17 protein-coding genes are annotated in these 15,989 nt (G+C 52.2%); all 17 read left to right on the top strand.

Going from position 1 to position 15,989, the window contains the following annotated elements:
* Positions 1-39 precede the first annotated feature (39 nt).
* The 17 genes from FNL37_RS08830 (at position 40) to FNL37_RS08750 (ending at position 15,988) form a co-directional block, all read left to right on the top strand.
* Positions 40-660 (top strand): DNA methyltransferase, encoded by a 621-nt coding sequence (locus tag FNL37_RS08830; protein ID WP_244948243.1) that lies wholly within the window; start codon positions 40-42, stop codon positions 658-660.
* Positions 657-1,109, top strand: a complete 453-nt coding sequence (locus FNL37_RS08825) for a hypothetical protein (protein ID WP_159355874.1) — start codon at positions 657-659, stop codon at positions 1,107-1,109. The genes FNL37_RS08830 and FNL37_RS08825 overlap by 4 nt, the downstream gene beginning before the upstream one ends.
* On the top strand, positions 1,106-2,356 hold the full coding sequence (locus tag FNL37_RS08820) for a DNA cytosine methyltransferase (RefSeq protein ID WP_159355873.1): 1,251 nt from the start codon (positions 1,106-1,108) through the stop codon (positions 2,354-2,356). Before FNL37_RS08825 ends, FNL37_RS08820 begins: the two co-directional genes overlap by 4 nt.
* Complete coding sequence (locus tag FNL37_RS08815) at positions 2,353-2,694, top strand: hypothetical protein (RefSeq protein ID WP_159355872.1); 342 nt, start codon at positions 2,353-2,355, stop codon at positions 2,692-2,694. The genes FNL37_RS08820 and FNL37_RS08815 overlap by 4 nt, the downstream gene beginning before the upstream one ends.
* Entirely contained in the window at positions 2,691-2,900 is a 210-nt protein-coding gene (locus FNL37_RS08810) for a hypothetical protein (protein WP_159355871.1), read from the top strand. The genes FNL37_RS08815 and FNL37_RS08810 overlap by 4 nt, the downstream gene beginning before the upstream one ends.
* Complete coding sequence (locus FNL37_RS08805) at positions 2,894-3,226, top strand: DUF1064 domain-containing protein (RefSeq protein WP_159355870.1); 333 nt, start codon at positions 2,894-2,896, stop codon at positions 3,224-3,226. Before FNL37_RS08810 ends, FNL37_RS08805 begins: the two co-directional genes overlap by 7 nt.
* A 207-nt stretch (positions 3,227-3,433) precedes the next feature.
* Positions 3,434-3,700, top strand: a complete 267-nt coding sequence (locus tag FNL37_RS08800) for a hypothetical protein (protein WP_159355869.1) — start codon at positions 3,434-3,436, stop codon at positions 3,698-3,700.
* Positions 3,701-3,704: 4 nt separating this feature from the next.
* On the top strand, positions 3,705-4,178 hold the full coding sequence (locus FNL37_RS08795; RefSeq protein ID WP_159355868.1) for a terminase small subunit: 474 nt from the start codon (positions 3,705-3,707) through the stop codon (positions 4,176-4,178).
* Positions 4,178-6,718, top strand: coding sequence for an LAGLIDADG family homing endonuclease (locus FNL37_RS08790; protein ID WP_159355867.1), 2,541 nt, complete (start codon positions 4,178-4,180; stop codon positions 6,716-6,718). Before FNL37_RS08795 ends, FNL37_RS08790 begins: the two co-directional genes overlap by 1 nt.
* 69 nt (positions 6,719-6,787) lie before the next feature.
* Positions 6,788-8,182, top strand: coding sequence for an SGNH/GDSL hydrolase family protein (locus FNL37_RS08785; RefSeq protein ID WP_159355866.1), 1,395 nt, complete (start codon positions 6,788-6,790; stop codon positions 8,180-8,182).
* Positions 8,183-8,622: 440 nt separating this feature from the next.
* Positions 8,623-8,934, top strand: coding sequence for a discoidin/SUN/FTP domain-containing protein (locus FNL37_RS08780; protein ID WP_159355865.1), 312 nt, complete (start codon positions 8,623-8,625; stop codon positions 8,932-8,934).
* A gap of 2 nt (positions 8,935-8,936) precedes the next feature.
* The gene (locus FNL37_RS08775) at positions 8,937-11,144 is read left to right on the top strand and encodes a sbcc family protein (protein ID WP_159355864.1); all 2,208 of its coding nucleotides are present in this window, start codon (positions 8,937-8,939) and stop codon (positions 11,142-11,144) included.
* Between the two features lie 117 nt (positions 11,145-11,261).
* Positions 11,262-12,311, top strand: a complete 1,050-nt coding sequence (locus FNL37_RS08770; protein ID WP_159355863.1) for a hypothetical protein — start codon at positions 11,262-11,264, stop codon at positions 12,309-12,311.
* 89 nt (positions 12,312-12,400) lie between these two features.
* Positions 12,401-13,459, top strand: coding sequence for a phage major capsid protein (locus FNL37_RS08765; protein WP_159355862.1), 1,059 nt, complete (start codon positions 12,401-12,403; stop codon positions 13,457-13,459).
* 51 nt (positions 13,460-13,510) lie between these two features.
* Positions 13,511-13,915 carry a hypothetical protein gene (locus FNL37_RS08760; protein WP_159355861.1) on the top strand — a complete coding sequence of 135 codons (405 nt, stop codon included), beginning with the start codon at positions 13,511-13,513 and terminating at the stop codon, positions 13,913-13,915.
* Positions 13,915-14,577 (top strand): phage adaptor protein, encoded by a 663-nt coding sequence (locus tag FNL37_RS08755; RefSeq protein WP_159355860.1) that lies wholly within the window; start codon positions 13,915-13,917, stop codon positions 14,575-14,577. Before FNL37_RS08760 ends, FNL37_RS08755 begins: the two co-directional genes overlap by 1 nt.
* 1 nt (position 14,578) lies before the next feature.
* On the top strand, positions 14,579-15,988 hold the full coding sequence (locus FNL37_RS08750) for a hypothetical protein (RefSeq protein WP_159355859.1): 1,410 nt from the start codon (positions 14,579-14,581) through the stop codon (positions 15,986-15,988).
* Position 15,989: the final 1 nt, after the last annotated feature.

Genomic DNA, 15,989 nt, shown 5'->3' with positions numbered 1-15,989 from the left:
GGAAAGTCTACTTTGTACCTAGGCGATTGCATGGAGTACATGGCTACGCTACCTGACAAGGCGTTTGATCTGGCGATTGTTGATCCGCCTTATGGGATAGATATTAACAGTAGTGGACGCCTTGGACATTATGGCGGGAAGGGGAAGGATTGGGATTCATATTTGCCATCGATTGAATATTTCAATGAGTTAAAGAGGATTTCATTGCAACAAATTATTTGGGGTGGAAATTATTTCGACCTTCCACCAACGAGATGTTTTTTGATTTGGGATAAACAGCAACCAGAAAGCGTTAGCTTTGCAAGTTGTGAATTTGCTTGGACATCATTTGAGGCATCGGCGAAAACATATTATCAACGTCCACAAAATGCAGATGCTGAACGTATTCACCCAACCCAAAAGCCAGTAAAGCTCTATGAATGGCTGCTGACCAACTATGCGAAGCCGGGCCAGCGAATCCTAGACACTCACCTTGGTAGCGGTTCAAGCGCGATTGCCGCGCATTACATGGGCTATGAGTTTGTAGGCTGCGAGCTTGATCCTGACTACTACCAAGCTGCATGCAATCGCATACGCAAGCAGACGGCGCAAGTATCCATGTTTGGCGATGCTTACGATCAGGTAGAGCGCGACGAGTTTAAGCAGGAGTCACTGCTATGAAAAAACGCGGCAAAAAGCGCAACGTCAATTACGGCCTCAAGCCCAAGGCTCCCATTCTGGTCATGCGCGGCATAGAGGAAACCAAACTTGAATCGCGTGAGTGGCGCCATGTGAATGTCTTCGCCCATGGCACGCCAACCGACGATGATTTCATGGCCTTGCAGGACATGCTCAACCTGCTACTGATCGCCGGGCAATCCAGCGATGAGCGCCGCTATGCACTTCTCCATGCTGAGAAGGAATTCAAGCCCGCCATTGTGAGCATTCAGAAGCGCTGGGAGCGCACCGGCAAGTGGGGCGTTTCCGCCGAAGAGCTGGACAAGCTCCGCCAGATGGTCGTCTACAACCGTGAATTTTGGATCAGGCAGCCAACTGAGCTGCTGGCGGTATGCGCCGCTGAGGCAAAGGCTTTTTATCAGGATCAGAACAAGCAGAGGGCAGCAGCATGATCTACGGATCCGTTTGTTCAGGAATTGAGGCGGCCACAGCTGCCTGGCACGGTCTCGGCTGGAAGCCTGCATTTTTCTCAGAGATTGAGGCTTTCCCCCGCGCCGTGCTGGCGCACCACTATCCGGACGTGCCATTGCACGGGGATTTTACAACTATCCAGAAAGGCCAATATGCAGCTATCGATCTTCTCGTCGGAGGAACCCCATGCCAATCCTTCTCAGTCGCGGGACTCAGAGCTGGACTGGATGACCCGCGTGGCAACCTCATGCTTGAGTTCGGTGCGCTTGCTCGCAGACTTGGGCCCGCCTGGCTGGTTTGGGAGAACGTCCCCGGCGTCTTGTCCAGCAACAAAGGACGGGATTTTGGCACCTTCCTCGGGATGCTGGGCGAACTCGGGTATGGGTTCGCCTACCGAGTTCTTGACGCTCAATACTTCGGAGTGGCCCAGCGCCGCCGCCGTGTGTTCGTTGTCGGATATCTTGGAGACTGGAGACCTGCCGCAGCGGTACTTTTTGAGCGCCACAGCCTGCAGGGGCATCCTGCGCCGAGCCGACAAGCGGGGCAAGACGTTGCCGGAGCAATTACAGCGGGCGCTTTCAGCGGTGGCGCTGGAGGAAGACCTGAGGGAGCAGCGGCAGGCCATTTTGTCGCAGGAACTATCGGAGCAAGAACAGGAAGAAGCGCAGGCGCGCAAGATGCTGCTTGCGGTCACATGATTGCAACTCTATGCGTTGCAACCGGTCAGGCCGGTGCCGAAATCGGTGATGACATGGCGCCGACGCTGAACTGCAACCATGAAGCACCATATATTGCGCAAGTCGCTCCAAATAAGACCAGCAATGGTGATGCACATAGCGGCTACAAAGATGAGCATGGCCTTGTCACAGTCCTCCCAATTAATGACATGGCCACACGTCATGCAGGCACGGACGGAAGCGGCAACCAGTCAGGAAAAGGTCATGGCATGGGCATTGGCGGTGCAAATGATCCTATGTTTACCCTGACAAAGGGCGACAAGCACGCAGTTATGTCGGCCATGCAAGTCCGCCGCCTCACCCCTCGCGAGTGCGAACGCCTGCAGGGCTTCCAAGACGATTACACCCTTATCCCATTTAGGAACAAACCAGCAGCTGACGGCCCGCGCTACAAAGCCTTGGGCAACTCCATGGCCGTACCCTGCATGCACTGGATTGGTAGCCGGATTCAGGCCGTATCGGAATTGATGGAACTGGAGGCTGCAGCATGATTCTCCGCAATCGCAAGCTCCTGAACCTCGCCCACCGCATCAACGAGTGCCAGTTCCGCCTGCCTGATTGCACCGGCTATGCCGTTGACGGCTGTGAGCCAGCCCATAGCAACCAGGGCGCGCACGGCAAAGGGAAGGGGATCAAGGCCGCTGATGATCAGCACGTGGCCAGCTGTCACCACTGCCACATGGTCTATGACGGCCAGGCTGGCATGGTCCTGCCACGCGCCGAGGCCGTGCGCCTGTTTGATGAGGGCCGGGCACGGACTTTCGCGCTGTATGAGAAAAACGGCTGGCTGGATGAGGTTGGGTACCAATCAGAAAAGGTGGTGGCATGAGCAGCAACAAGGTTTGGGTTATTGAAGTTGATGGCGTCGTTAAAGAGCCTCACTTGCCTATGCACCGTTACGCGGCTGTTTATTGGGCAAACATCTACGGAGACTCGGTGAATAAAAAACGGGCAGTCGTTAAGCACCACCTGACTGGCGAAGTCATCCATGTTGCTGAGCATCAGGCCGAAGAGCCAGCAAAGGTGGAATGGTGAGCGCCCGATTCAAATACAACAACATCCGCGTCGAGATTGATGGGATCAAGTTCGACAGCAAGAAAGAGGCGAAACGCTACGGTGAACTGAAGTTACTGGAGCGTGCGGGCCTGATCAAAGACTTGCAGCTTCAGGTTGCCTTTGAGCTGGTACCGCCGCAAAAGGGCGGCATGCGCAAGGAGCTCGCCGTCAAGTACATCGCCGATTTCGTCTACACCGAGAATGGCCAGCAGGTTATTGAGGACACCAAAGGGGTGAAGACCAAAGATTACATCATCAAGCGCAAGCTCATGAAGTTGATGGGGCGCGAGGTACGTGAGATTTGAGCTCATCCACCAAGGAACAAATGATGAACAGAAACCAGAAGCAAGCCAGGAAAAGAAACCACATGCTTTACCGGCGAGAAAATCTATTAGCGCGGGCGGCAAGATACTTAATTCGGCCCGAAAGCAGCGTGCATTGGTATTTGATCCGGGAGTATGTCAATCAAACAGGTAAGGGCCGTTTAGGCGTGTGAATAAAGGGGATGAAATATGGCCGAGGCTAAAAAGGTAGATGAACAGATCGTGATAGACCAGCTGCTTTCCACATGGCAGCCAGTCGCAGCGATTGCAACCCGCGCAGGCATCCCGGCCAAGACAGCTTTAAAGATACTTCAGCGCATGGCCGAGCAGGGCACGGTAAAAATGAACAGGGTTCGTATTGATGGGCATAACCCCGTACACGTCTTCAAATCCATCCAATACACCAAGGTGTTCGGCATGACGGTGCCGGTTGATACATCGTCACAGGAGATTTAAGCGAATGGCCGAGAAAAAACTCACACCAAAGCAAGCAATGTTTGTCCAGGAGTACCTCATCGATCTGAATGCAACACAGGCTGCTATCAGGGCTGGGTATAGCGAGAAGACGGCGAATGAGCAGGGTGCCAGATTGTTAGCCAATGTTAGCGTTAGAAGTAAAGTCGATGAACTTATGAAAGACCGTGAAAAGCGGACTGAGATTACTCAGGATTACGTCATCAAAGGCATTGTGGAAACAATAGAGCGTTGTCGGCAAGCTGAAGCAGTCTTTGATCGCTCTGGAGAGCGGGTGCTTGTCGAAACCCCAACTGGAGAGATTGCTCCTGCATTCACATTCGATGCTAAAAATGTACTACGAGGCTTTGAGCTACTTGGAAAGCACTTGGCCATGTGGACTGAAAAGCAGGAGCTCACCGGCAAGGACGGCAAAGACCTTATCCCGCAAATCAATATCGTCACCACCGGAAAGCGTTAATGGATCTGGAGCTGCACGAGAAACAATCGCTGGCATTTCACAGCGAGGCAACTGAAATCCTATATGGCGGGGCGGCGGGGGGTGGAAAGGCGCTTGCAATTGACACGCCTATTCCAACACCTTCAGGCTGGACGACGATGGGCGCCATTCAAGTAGGCGATGCCGTTTTTGATGAAAGCGGAAAGCCATGCACTGTTGTTGCTGCCACTGAAATAATGAGCGGGCGGCCATGTTACCAGGTCACCTTCTGCGACGGAGAGCAGATCATTGCTGATGCTAGCCATCAGTGGCTGACATTCAGTAATGCAGAGCGTACTGCGCTATCTAGGCGCACTGAGTCATTTAGAGAGGCTCGCAGGCAGTCAAGGGCAAAGCGCGGCACTGGCAAGCGAAATGACATGGCAGAGCTGAACGCCTGTAGAGAGTTTGAGTATTTGCCCCCTCCAACAGGTTCAATAGTTACAACCCAGCAAATGGCGGCGTCATTGATGGTTGGGAAAAGGACGAATCATTCTATAGTTGTGTGCCCAGGGCTCGCGCTGGATGAAATTTCTCTCCCTATTGATCCGTATGTTCTTGGTGTTTGGCTGGGCGACGGCACAAGGGGGCAGGGTGCGATTGCGACAGCCGATGCTCAGATAGTTGATGAAATATCTGCAAGAGGCTATGAAGTGAGAAAGCGCCCAGCGAACAAGTACGCGTATGGCATTCTAGGCCTGCAGGGTAAGCTTCGCGCGCTAGGTATTATCCAGAGCAAAGAAATTCCATCCGTGTATTTGCGAGCTTCTGAGCACCAACGTATGGAGTTGCTTAGAGGCCTGATGGACACAGACGGCACCTGCAACCTGCGCGGAGCCTGTGAGTTTGATAACTGTGATCGTGCCCTTATTGAGTCGGTACATGAGCTGCTAGCTTCTCTGGGCATTAAGTCCACGATCAGAACGGGAGTTGCGCGTCTGAATGGCAAAGATTGCGGCCCAAAGTATCGAGTCAAATTCACCACGACAAAGCAGGTATTCCATCTGCGACGCAAAGCGGAAAGATTGGTTACTCAAGAGCGCGGCACGCAGCGATGGCGCATGGTTAAGTCGGTAGAGGCAATCGAAAGCGTGCCAGTTCGCTGTATTCAGGTGGATTCGCCCTCCCATCTTTTTCTGGCTGGGCGTGGCATGGTGCCAACGCATAACAGTCATCTGATGCGCGTGCTGGCCATTGCTTGGGCAATGCTGGTGCCAGGCATCCAGATTTACCTATTCCGCCGCACCTATCAGGACTTGTGGAAAAACCATATGGAGGGCCCTTCCAGCTTTCCTGCGCTGCTGGCCGACATGATTGTTTCCAAGTGGGTGAAGCTGAATCTCTCGGATAACCAGATCATCTTCTGGAATGGCTCCAAGATTCACCTGTGCCATTGCCAGCACGAAAAAGACCGGCTCAAATATCAGGGGGCTGAAATTCACGTCCTATTGATAGATGAGCTAACCCATTTCACGGATACCATTTACCGATTCCTTCGCGGCCGCTGCCGCCTTGGCGCGCTTCAAGACTTGATACCCGAAGAACATAGGGCGCGATTGCCCATGGTGATGGCTGGTGCCAACCCAGGCGGTATAGGTCATCATTGGGTGAAAATGGCATTTATCGATAATGTGACGCCACTCACGATCCGCCGCATGCCAAATACAGAAGGCGGCATGCTTCGCCAGTACATTCCAGCCAAGCTTCAGGATAACCCTAGCATGGAAGAAGATTATGCCGACAAGTTGGCTGGATTGGGTAGCGAAGCGATGGTTCGAGCGATGCTTGAGGGGGATTGGGATATTGTGGCTGGGGCATTCTTTACTGAATTCAAGCGAGAGCGCCACGTTATAAAGCCCATGGCTATTCCTTCGCACTGGACGAAATACCGCTCATTCGACTGGGGCTCTGCAAAGCCTTTTGCGTGCTATTGGATAGCCGTTTCTGATGGCACGCTGCCAGCCTTCCCGCGTGGAGCGCTGATTGTCTATCGTGAGTACTATGGCATGAAAGAAGGTGAGCCGAACGTTGGTTTGAAAATGACCGCCGACAAGGTGGCGAAAGAGATTTACCGCAAAGACCGTAAAGAAACGACAGCACAGGGTGGCTGGGGTGTCGCTGATCCTGCCATCTTCAGCGAGAACGGCGGCATCAGCATTGCCGAGACAATGCGTAAAGAAAAAGTGCAATGGCGCCCAGGCGATAACAAACGCAAGCCAGGCTGGGAGCAGGTAAGAATCCGCCTCGACGGTGATGATGACGGAAACCCGATGCTGTTCATTTTCGAGACCTGCGTCCACCTTATACGAACGCTGCCAGCCCTGCAGCATGATGAGCACGATGCAGAAGATGTTGACAGCGATTTAGAGGATCACGGCCCAGACGCGCTCCGCTATGGCTGTATGGCAAGGCCTTACATCAAAGATACCGAGAGCAAGCGAAAAAAAGTGGAAGTTGGCACCGTGGCATGGGTGTATGCCGCTTCAAAAGAGACCAAGCAGCGCAGCCGATACCGCTCCTGATCTCAAATCGCATGGAATGGAAGCTCCGCCGATAGAGTGTGACCGAAAATCACCCTTCGGAGCGCCCATATGAATATCCATGTGCTGAAAGTTAACTCGCTGCTTATCCCACGTGGCCTATATACGGACTGGATGGGGAATGCTCTTTCTGATGTCAATGCAAATCAGTTGATTTCAGAAGGCGCGGCAATTCTTACCAATATAGCCGACCCCATCCCTCCGCTTACCGGAGGGTCGTCGCTAATTGCAGCAAAATCCTCAACATCGGCTTTAGGAGACTCGCTAATTGCTTATGGGTTGCCGCAATCTGGTGGCGTCTTGTCATCTGGCACATACTCAAACTCTGAAATTGCCTGGTATAACGACTTGGCGATGGCATATGGCCTGACCGGGTTTGACATTGTTAACTGTTACGCCATTGGCGGGCGTACCCTGGAAGAAATCCTGGCTGTCCAGGTTCCGTTGGCCGCGGCGGATACAAATGAGTGCGCGATAGTGAGAGGGGGGATTAATAACCTAAATTCCACCCTTTCAAATAATGATGCGGTGCAAACGATCATCTCAGTGATGGAGCAAATAATCCTTGGACTTGCCTCCAAGAAAATTATTGTCATTTGCTCTATCAATCCAATTTACCAATCTGGTTCAACGGGAGCAAAGGTCCGCGCTTACCTTATCCCACTTATCAATGCTGGCCTGCAGTCAATGTGCAAGAAGTACAGCAATGTGATATGGAATGACACATACAGTGCAATGGTTGACCCATCATCCGCAGCTTTGGATGCTCTTCCCAATCTGCTGCGCTCTGATGACGGTATTCATTTCACATCGTCTGGTGCGCAGGTATCTGGCTATGCAATGTTCAACAACATTGCTAAAAAAGTTAACCTCACAAGGTACAAAACAAAGGGCGCTAATTTAGTACAGGATGTTTGGGGAACTACGGGCGGCACTAATACCCCAGGGTCTGGAACAATCACTAATCCAGGCAATATTCCTGCAGGTTGGAATGTTCAAGTTGCATCAGGAAATGCAGCAGTTACTGTAACGCCACTTGCCCCTAATATGATCCGACTGGCTATTACTAATGCAGGCGCAAGCGCAAGTGTGATCTATCTCAAGACCACCAACACTACAGGCCTGGCAGCGCTCGTCGCAAAGGGTGACATTATTCAATCAGGGTTTGAGTTCCAAGTATCTGGAAACTCCGGTCTTAATCGCTTGGCCGCAACGAACAGAATTAATGGAACTGCTCAGATGTATGGGATGTTCGAGCCAAATACGACAGAAGAGCCAACTATTACCTACCCGCAAAAATCAGGATCAGGCAAGCGCTTAACTCCGCCAAGGTTGCTGGATGTGGATATTACGTCGCTTGAGTTTTTCGTTGCCATTAAAGTGGCCGCGTCTACCGGCGCATCAATAATTGATATCGGCAATCCTGAACTGTACAAGCTGACTTAGTTACCAGATTTTGTAGTGATCTTCGATAGGTTCTTTGGCCGTTTTTGAAACAAGACCAAAGATGATAAGGCCCGCAACAATAACGATAAGACACAGCCACAGCAGTGTGTTTGACATGGTAATTCCCCGTTTCCTGACTCATATAGTTATTACGGCTTTGTTGCCGTTTAGTGAAGTATGGCAAGACGGGAAATTTATTGCAATTGTACTTAAGTACTAGAAGAACCCGCCCGCAACGGCAGGTGCCTGGCCTTCGGTAAGCTAGGCCCGAAAAGGTGGCAAGCCTGAATAACTTGCTGCTAGGCCCTTGAGGAGGGGCCGGGTAGATCGCCAGCCCTTCGGGGCTGGTATTCGACCTCCCTCTAAATCGCATGGATTAAAACTGGCGTAGTTAGAGTGTGGACTGCTGTTAACAGTCAATTCCAAGCTAGGAGAATCCCATGAAAATCAAGCAATCCGCAATTCTGGCAGCGCTCGCTGCTGGCGCCACAATTTCAACCACTGAGGCTGGCTTTTTGCCGGGTATGACCGTTGCGGCCATTATTGGATCGCCGGGCGGTGCATTCGTTGGCTCTGCCATCCTGCAAACATCCCAAGATGGTTCCACATGGGGCACAGCTCCAGGCGCTGCTGCTGTTACCGGCCCCGGCCTCAACATTCAGCAAGTGACGCTGGCGCAATTCATCCGCTTCAATGTCACCGCATATACCAGCGGCAATATCCAAGCTACTCTTCTGTCTGATATCGACTAACCATGTCGCTGGAAATTATCGACGAAGAAAAGGATGGTGGCGGCGAGGAACAAAACGCCGCTGCCAAACGCTTACACAAGCGTGTAAAGGCATACGAAAAGGGCATGAAAGCCCGGCGCGACAGCTGGAAGAAGGCTCGCGAGTATGCTAACGGCGATCCCGAAGGCGATGATGATAAAGGCCTTGTCCGGGTCAATCTCATCGGTTCGGCACTTGAAACCGTCCAGCCGAGCATCTATGCCAAGGCGCCAGAAATAGCCGTAACGCTCAATCAGCGCATCAATACCGCAGAATATCCGCTCGCCAAGCCGTTTGCTGAAACGCTAGAGCAGGCCTTGAATGATTACTTTGTCAAAGAGACAAAGCTCAAGATTCGCGGCAAAACAGCCGTCCGTGGCGCGCTTACTGCCTTGCGAGCTTGGGCAAAGGTTATCTGGCACCGTGAGACCAGAACAGATCCCGTTATAAAGAACCAGCTAAATGATGCCCAGGACAATCTGATGCGTATTGAGCTGCTCATCAAGGAAACCTCAGAGCAGGGCGGTGATTGCGCTGATCACGAGGCGAAGAAATTTGAGCTTGGCCAGCAGATGCAGGCTCTGCAAAAGCAACTTGAGGTTGTTGAGTCAGAATATCTTGCTATCGACATCATCCCTGTTGAAGACATCGTTATTATGGACGATTCCATTCGGGACATTGATGAATACCGCCAGGCAGGCGCCATAGCGCAAAGAGTGCGCATGACGGTCGGGAAATTCAAAGCCATGTTTGGCAAGGCTCCGCCAAGCGGTTCTAAGAAGTACATCAGTGACACTGAGGATGAAGAGACCGCAGAAACCAACGTGGATGAGGATGACAAGCTCGTCTATGTATGGGAGGTATGGTCAAAGGATGACATGACCATGTACACGCTATGTGATGGCGTGCCGGTCTTCGCACGAGATCCACAGCAGCCCGAGAAATTCGGTTCGCAGTGGTATTCCTTCTTCCCGCTCCAATTCCGCCGCGTAGATGGTATTCGTGATCCTAAATCCATGGTGGAGCAGCTTATTGAGCTGCAGGACGAGTACAACACGCGCAGAACAAACGCTTCGGAGCATCGCAAAAAGAATATCCCCATTCGCATTATCAATAAGGCGTCTGATATCACCGATAGTGAAATATCCGCGATCAATGGCCGCAACATCAAGGATGATGTGATAGGTGTTTCAGCGGACCCGACGCGACCATTGGCAGACCAGCTGGCCAGCCTCCCCGAAATTCCATACAACGCACAGATGTATGAGACTTCAGACATTCTCTATGACATTGAGAAGGTATCTAACTCTCAGGATGCAGCAAGCGGCGCCGTACGTGTAGCGAAGACTGCCACAGAAGCTGAAATCCAGAGTGCTGGCATGTCATCGCGGCAAGGTGAATATCTGGATGTGCTTGAAGACTGGCTTTCCGACATGGCCGAGTATGCCGCACATTTGTTATTGCAGAATGTGAGCCAAGAAGAGATTGCCCGCCGCTACGGTGAAAAGGCAGTATGGCCCCAGCTTTCACAGGAACAGATGTTCCGCCTGGTGGAGGTTGGTATCCGCGCCGGTTCAACCGCCAAACCAAACAAGATGCGCGAGCGTGATCAATGGCTGCAACTTCTCCCGCTCCTGCAAAAAGCTATCGAGCAGATTACCGCCGCAAAACAGAATGGCGACAACAAGACAGCTGAAACCATTATCAACCTGCTGGACGAAACGTTGCGCCGGTTCGATGAACGCCTTGATGCCCGCCAATTGCTTGGGCTGCCTGAAAAGCCAGAGAGCGAGGATGGTGAGCAAGAGGGCGCCCAGGAGGAATTGCCGCCTGAAGTCATGCAGAACATTAATGCCATGAAACAGCAGATTCAGGGTATGTCGCAGCAGGTATCTCAGCTCCAGCAGGAAAACAGCACCTTGAAGCAAGGCTATGAACTGAAAAGCCGCGAAGTGGATATCAAGGAGCGTGAGCAAACCCTGAAAGAGCATCAAGCCGTGACCGGTGCCGAACAGCAGCAGATGGCAAATGACGGCCTATCAATGCTTTTGCAAGGGCAGGCCCAAGCAATCAGCGAAATATCCAGCATGGCCCAAAGCCTGCGCGATCTTGCTCAGATGATGGTAAGTGTTCCAGCGCAGACAATTCCCGAAGTCGATGACCCACCCACTCCAGTGGTAGTTATCGACTAAACCTCAAGACGGCCTTGGCCGTCTTTTTTATGCCTGTTAAGCATATTCAGAAATCGCATGGATTGATTTTGAGAGATTCACAATGCGGCACAAACGTGTAGATAAAGGTGCCGACCTATGTTGTTTTCCCTCAAATGGCTGTTTCGATTGGCCGCGTATTTCTCCCTTATGGCTGTTGATGGCGAAGCCGATGCCACATCGGCTGATGATTCTGCTGCCGATGAACCTGTAGAAGACCCTTCTGAAGCGGTATTGACTGAGCTTGGCCTTGGCGATGATTCTGCTGCCGATGTAGAGGCTGGCGCAGGTAATGCCGAGGAACAAAAGCCAGCAGATGAAGCTGCTGAACAAAAGCCCGTTGATGACAAGGCCATCACGGATGATGACCTGAAGCCATTGATGTCCCGTAACCCGAACACCAATGAGCGTTTCCGGAAGGTGACCGAGGGCTACAAAACAGAAAAGGAACGCGCCGATAAGCTTGAAGCCAGTGTGATGCAGTTCAAGGAAAGCTTTGACCATCTCCGGCAACTTGGTTTCAGCGACGAAAACGCCGCAAATGACCTGGTGAATTTCTCCGAATATCGCCAAGTGTTGGCGACTGGGGATGCGGATAAATTCCAAGCCATTATTGCCGACCAGATTCGACAATTTGAAGCCGCACATGGGCGACGCATTCAGATCAGCGCATCAATCCTGGACCAGTACCCTGATATTGCTCAGCGGGTTGAAAATCTTGAGTTGGATGAGCCAACTGCGCTGGAAGTGGCTCGTGCTCGCTCTCTGCAAGAAAGGGCTCAGCGCCAAAGTGCAGGAATGAACGAGCAGCGGCAGCTGCAAGAGCAGCAGACGCAAGTGATTGATAAGGCCGTTTCTGATGTCGAGGCACTGCAAAAGAGCTGGCAATCAACAGATCCTGATTTTCCGGCAATCCTTCCTTACCTGAAACAGGACCTGGAAGAAATCGGCAAGCGGTTCCCGCCTTCGCAATGGCCCGGAATCCTTGAAATTCAATACAAGTCGCTGAAGAAGTCGCTTACTGCACAGCGAAGCTCTCAGCGATCACAAGCACAGCCTTTGCGTGGCAATGGTTTTGGCGCGTCGCGCCCGGCATCTGCGGCCACACCTGCAGAAGCTGTGCTGCAAGACCTCGGCCTTGCCGAGTAAGGACTGTAAGTGGATTCGTCACCACGCAGGGCTGTTCTGGTCTCGCCCAACCATGAAGTGAACCTATTTCATAGTTTAGGAGAGTAACCATGGCTTTAAATGCAACCGAAATTGCCCGTATCGGCAAGGTGGCGATTACCGCTTACCAAAAGAACACCCCCGTTGATCAGATGAACGTTGAGCGTCCTTTGCTGGATGCCCTGACGCCAAAGGCCAAAGACATCGTTGGCGGTATTGATGGCTTCACCATCAACATCTTCAAATCCAATGACGCCAATGGCCAGCTCTATTCTGGCAATGGCCGCGTAACCTACAACAGCCGCAATCCGAATGATTTATCCAAGTGGGACTGGATGAATCACCATGACGGTTTTGTGCTGTCCGAGGATGAGTTGCTGCGCGCCGGCATCAAGGTCAATGATGACATCGGCAAATCCACTGCCACGGCAAGCGAAGCTGTCCAGCTGACAAACATGATCGTGTCTCAGTTCACAGCGCTGAAAGAAGGCGTCAAAGATCACGTGCACAGCCTGTTGTGGCTGGATGGCTCCCAATATACCAATGCGCAACCTGGCATTGATGCCATTGTGTCTACCGCACCTACGTCCGGCACTATCGGCAATATCGCTGCAAGCAACACCTACTGGCAGAACATTGCGCGCACAGGCTTGGGTACCAGCTTGGCTGTGCTGCTCGATGCGCTGGAGCAATCCAAGCGTGATATTCAACGCCGCAAGGGCCGCTTCACTCACATTTTCGTGGGCTCTGCGTTTTATGACGCCCTGCGCAATGCAGTGATCGCTGCTAACGTCACCCAGGTTACCTATGGCGGCGGTTCCAAGCTGTCTATCGACATGGCCACAGACACCTTGAAGTTTGATGGCATCCCGCTGACCTATGTGCCCGACTTTGACACAAATTTCGGCTTGTCCGCTCCTGCCATTCCATGGGCCAAGCGTTGCTACATGCTGAACCTGTCCGCAGAGACCAGCGGCGGCATTCAGCTGCACCGCGACAGCGAAGACTTTATGCGTATGCGTTATCCAGGTCGCCCAATCGACCAGTACACATACCACTTCGCTATGACCAGCAAGTTCGGTCTGGGTTGCGGCAAGCGTAACAGCAACGCTGTGCTGGCTCTAGCGTAACAAATGGGGCCGGGAAACCGGCCCTATTCCCTTTGTAACTGGAGAACCAAAATGAAAGTAACTCTTCCCTATGTTGTGGCGCTGGTAAAGCGTGGCGAAGGCAGCAAAACCCCTGTCACCATCTTCCCCCATGAAGTTGAAGTGCTGCGTATGCAGTTGGGCGAGGATGCTGTGGAGGTGACTGATGACGCCCCTCCTATCGCTGAAGGCTCCTTTGATACCGAAGATGAGTATGTGCGCCTGCAAGAATACTATCGCGGCAATGGCGATGAGCCAAACCCGACAACTCGTGTCTGGCGCAATCTGTCAGAGTTTGAAGCTGACTTTGGCCCGGTTGTCGGTGATGACAAGCAAGCTCTTCTGGCTGAAGCGCTGGCTCTCGGTATCAAGGCAAATAAGAACTGGGGTATTGAAAAGCTCACTACCGCCATTGAAGAAGCCAAGGCAGCTGAATAATGGCGCTCCCGCTCAAGCGCACCCTGGGTTCTGTCCGGTCTGATATCCAGACTCGGCTTGGCTTCGGCATGGCAGGGCAGGCCGGCGTCGTCAACTCACAGTTGATTGATAGCATGATCAGGGATGCGCAAGAGCAGCTTTACCCTCACGTTGACTGGCTGGAACTCAAGTCAACGGAAATCCGGAATACCGGCGCTGACCAGCAGTTCTATGACTATCCAATTGACTGCAATGTTGATCGGATTATCAGTATCAGCGTGTACTGGAATGGTCGCTGGATACCGTTGCGCGAAGGCATCAATGAAACGGATCGCGGCATAGCCTCCGGTAACGTGCCAATGAAGTATGAGCGCCGGGACCAGCTTGAGTTATGGCCGGTTCCACCTTCAGCAGACTACCAATTACGCTTTGAATACATCCGTGTATTGGCTCCCCTGGTTGTCGATACGGATAGGTTAAGCCTGCCCGATGGTATTGTTTTTCTGCATGCACTTTCCAATGCCAAGGCGCATTACCGTCAGCCTGATGCCCAGACCTACGCCAGTCAACTTGATGCGCTACTGATAAAAGTGAAACAGCGTTACCGCGGAAAAACGCTGTGGAGCAAGCGAGATCCGGTTTACGGTCCTTACGACAACGTGACGGCTGACCAACAGGTATAGCATGCCTCGTCGCATATCGTTTGATCGCTTTGATTTCGGCCTTGACCTACGAAAGGGCGCATCAACTTCAGATGCGAACCGCCTTCGTGTTCTGAAAAACGCGTATACCACCGAGGGCAGAACCATTCGGAAGCGCCCAGGAACCACCAAAGTTACCACCCTTGAGGCAGGCACTACAGGCCTGTTTGCCGGCGGTGGAAAGCTGCACACGTTTTACGGCGGCACCTCAACCATAAATCACGCCAATACCTTATTCAAGGCAAATAATGTGCGGCATAACACGAGTGCGGCACTTGACCTAAGCAAGGTACATTTTGCTGATATTTTCAATGGGTTCATGTACGCCTCGGTAGAGTACACGGACGCATCAATCCGGCATCATTATCTTGATGGCGCAGCTCCCGGGGCAACTCACATCGCGGATGTAAACTGCCCAAACACCAAGCAAGTCATTAAGATCAGCTCTAAGATATGGTCCATTGGGGTTAATGGCGACACGGTCAGATATTGCAAGACAAATGCACCTCGCGACTGGACCACGGCCAATGATGCTGGCTTTCTTCCCGTTGGACTTCAGCAGGCCGGGAGCAACCTGTCCACCGCACTTGGTTATTACACAAGCAAGTTGGTTGTTTTCTTCCCAGATTCCGCCCAGGTCTGGGCAGTCGATGTAGATCCTGCCAAAAACGCTTTCGAGCAAGCCGTAGATGTGGGCTCAGTCTATCCATACAGCCACGCCAACATGGCCGGTGATGTATTTTTCTTCAGCCCTGCGGGTGTCCGGACGATTACCAGGCAGGATGTCACTACAAACTTGATCGATGCGGATGTCGGATCACCGATTGATCGCGAGCTTCTGAAGGCTGCATATATCGACTTGGGTAATCCGCGCGCGCAGTATTACCGCGGCGGCGGCCAGTTCTGGCTCTATTCAGGCAACAAGGCCATGGTTTACACCTTCAGCCGTACATCAAAGGTCTCTGCATGGTCGGTCTATGAGTTCCCCTTTGATCTTGACTATATAGACGAGCTGAATGCGGAGTTGTATATCCGCAGCGGTGATGATGTCTACAAGGTAGACCGTGACGTTAAGACAGACGATGGTGAGCTATATACCGTATCTATAGAGCTGGCCTATCTGGATTTCCAAGAGCCTGGCATGCTCAAGCATATCCATGGCATGGATGCCGTAGTTACTGGAGAATGCCAAATTTCTCATCGATTCGACCCGCGCAATACTACGTTGATCACCGACCCGCCAGTAACAGTTCAAGGCGATACCCGCAGCAGCTATATGTACCCGGTTGAGCTGCTGGCCACGAATATTGCACCGGTGCTGACAAACACGACTGATGAAGATTTTGAGCTACATCAGCTCACCTACTATTTCGACACGCTCGGGCCCATGTAGC

The organism is Methylovorus glucosotrophus (assembly GCF_009858335.1).
Lineage (GTDB): Bacteria > Pseudomonadota > Gammaproteobacteria > Burkholderiales > Methylophilaceae > Methylovorus > Methylovorus glucosotrophus.
Note: the sequence above shows the minus strand (reverse complement) of the source record. Positions and strands in the feature narration are given on the sequence as shown.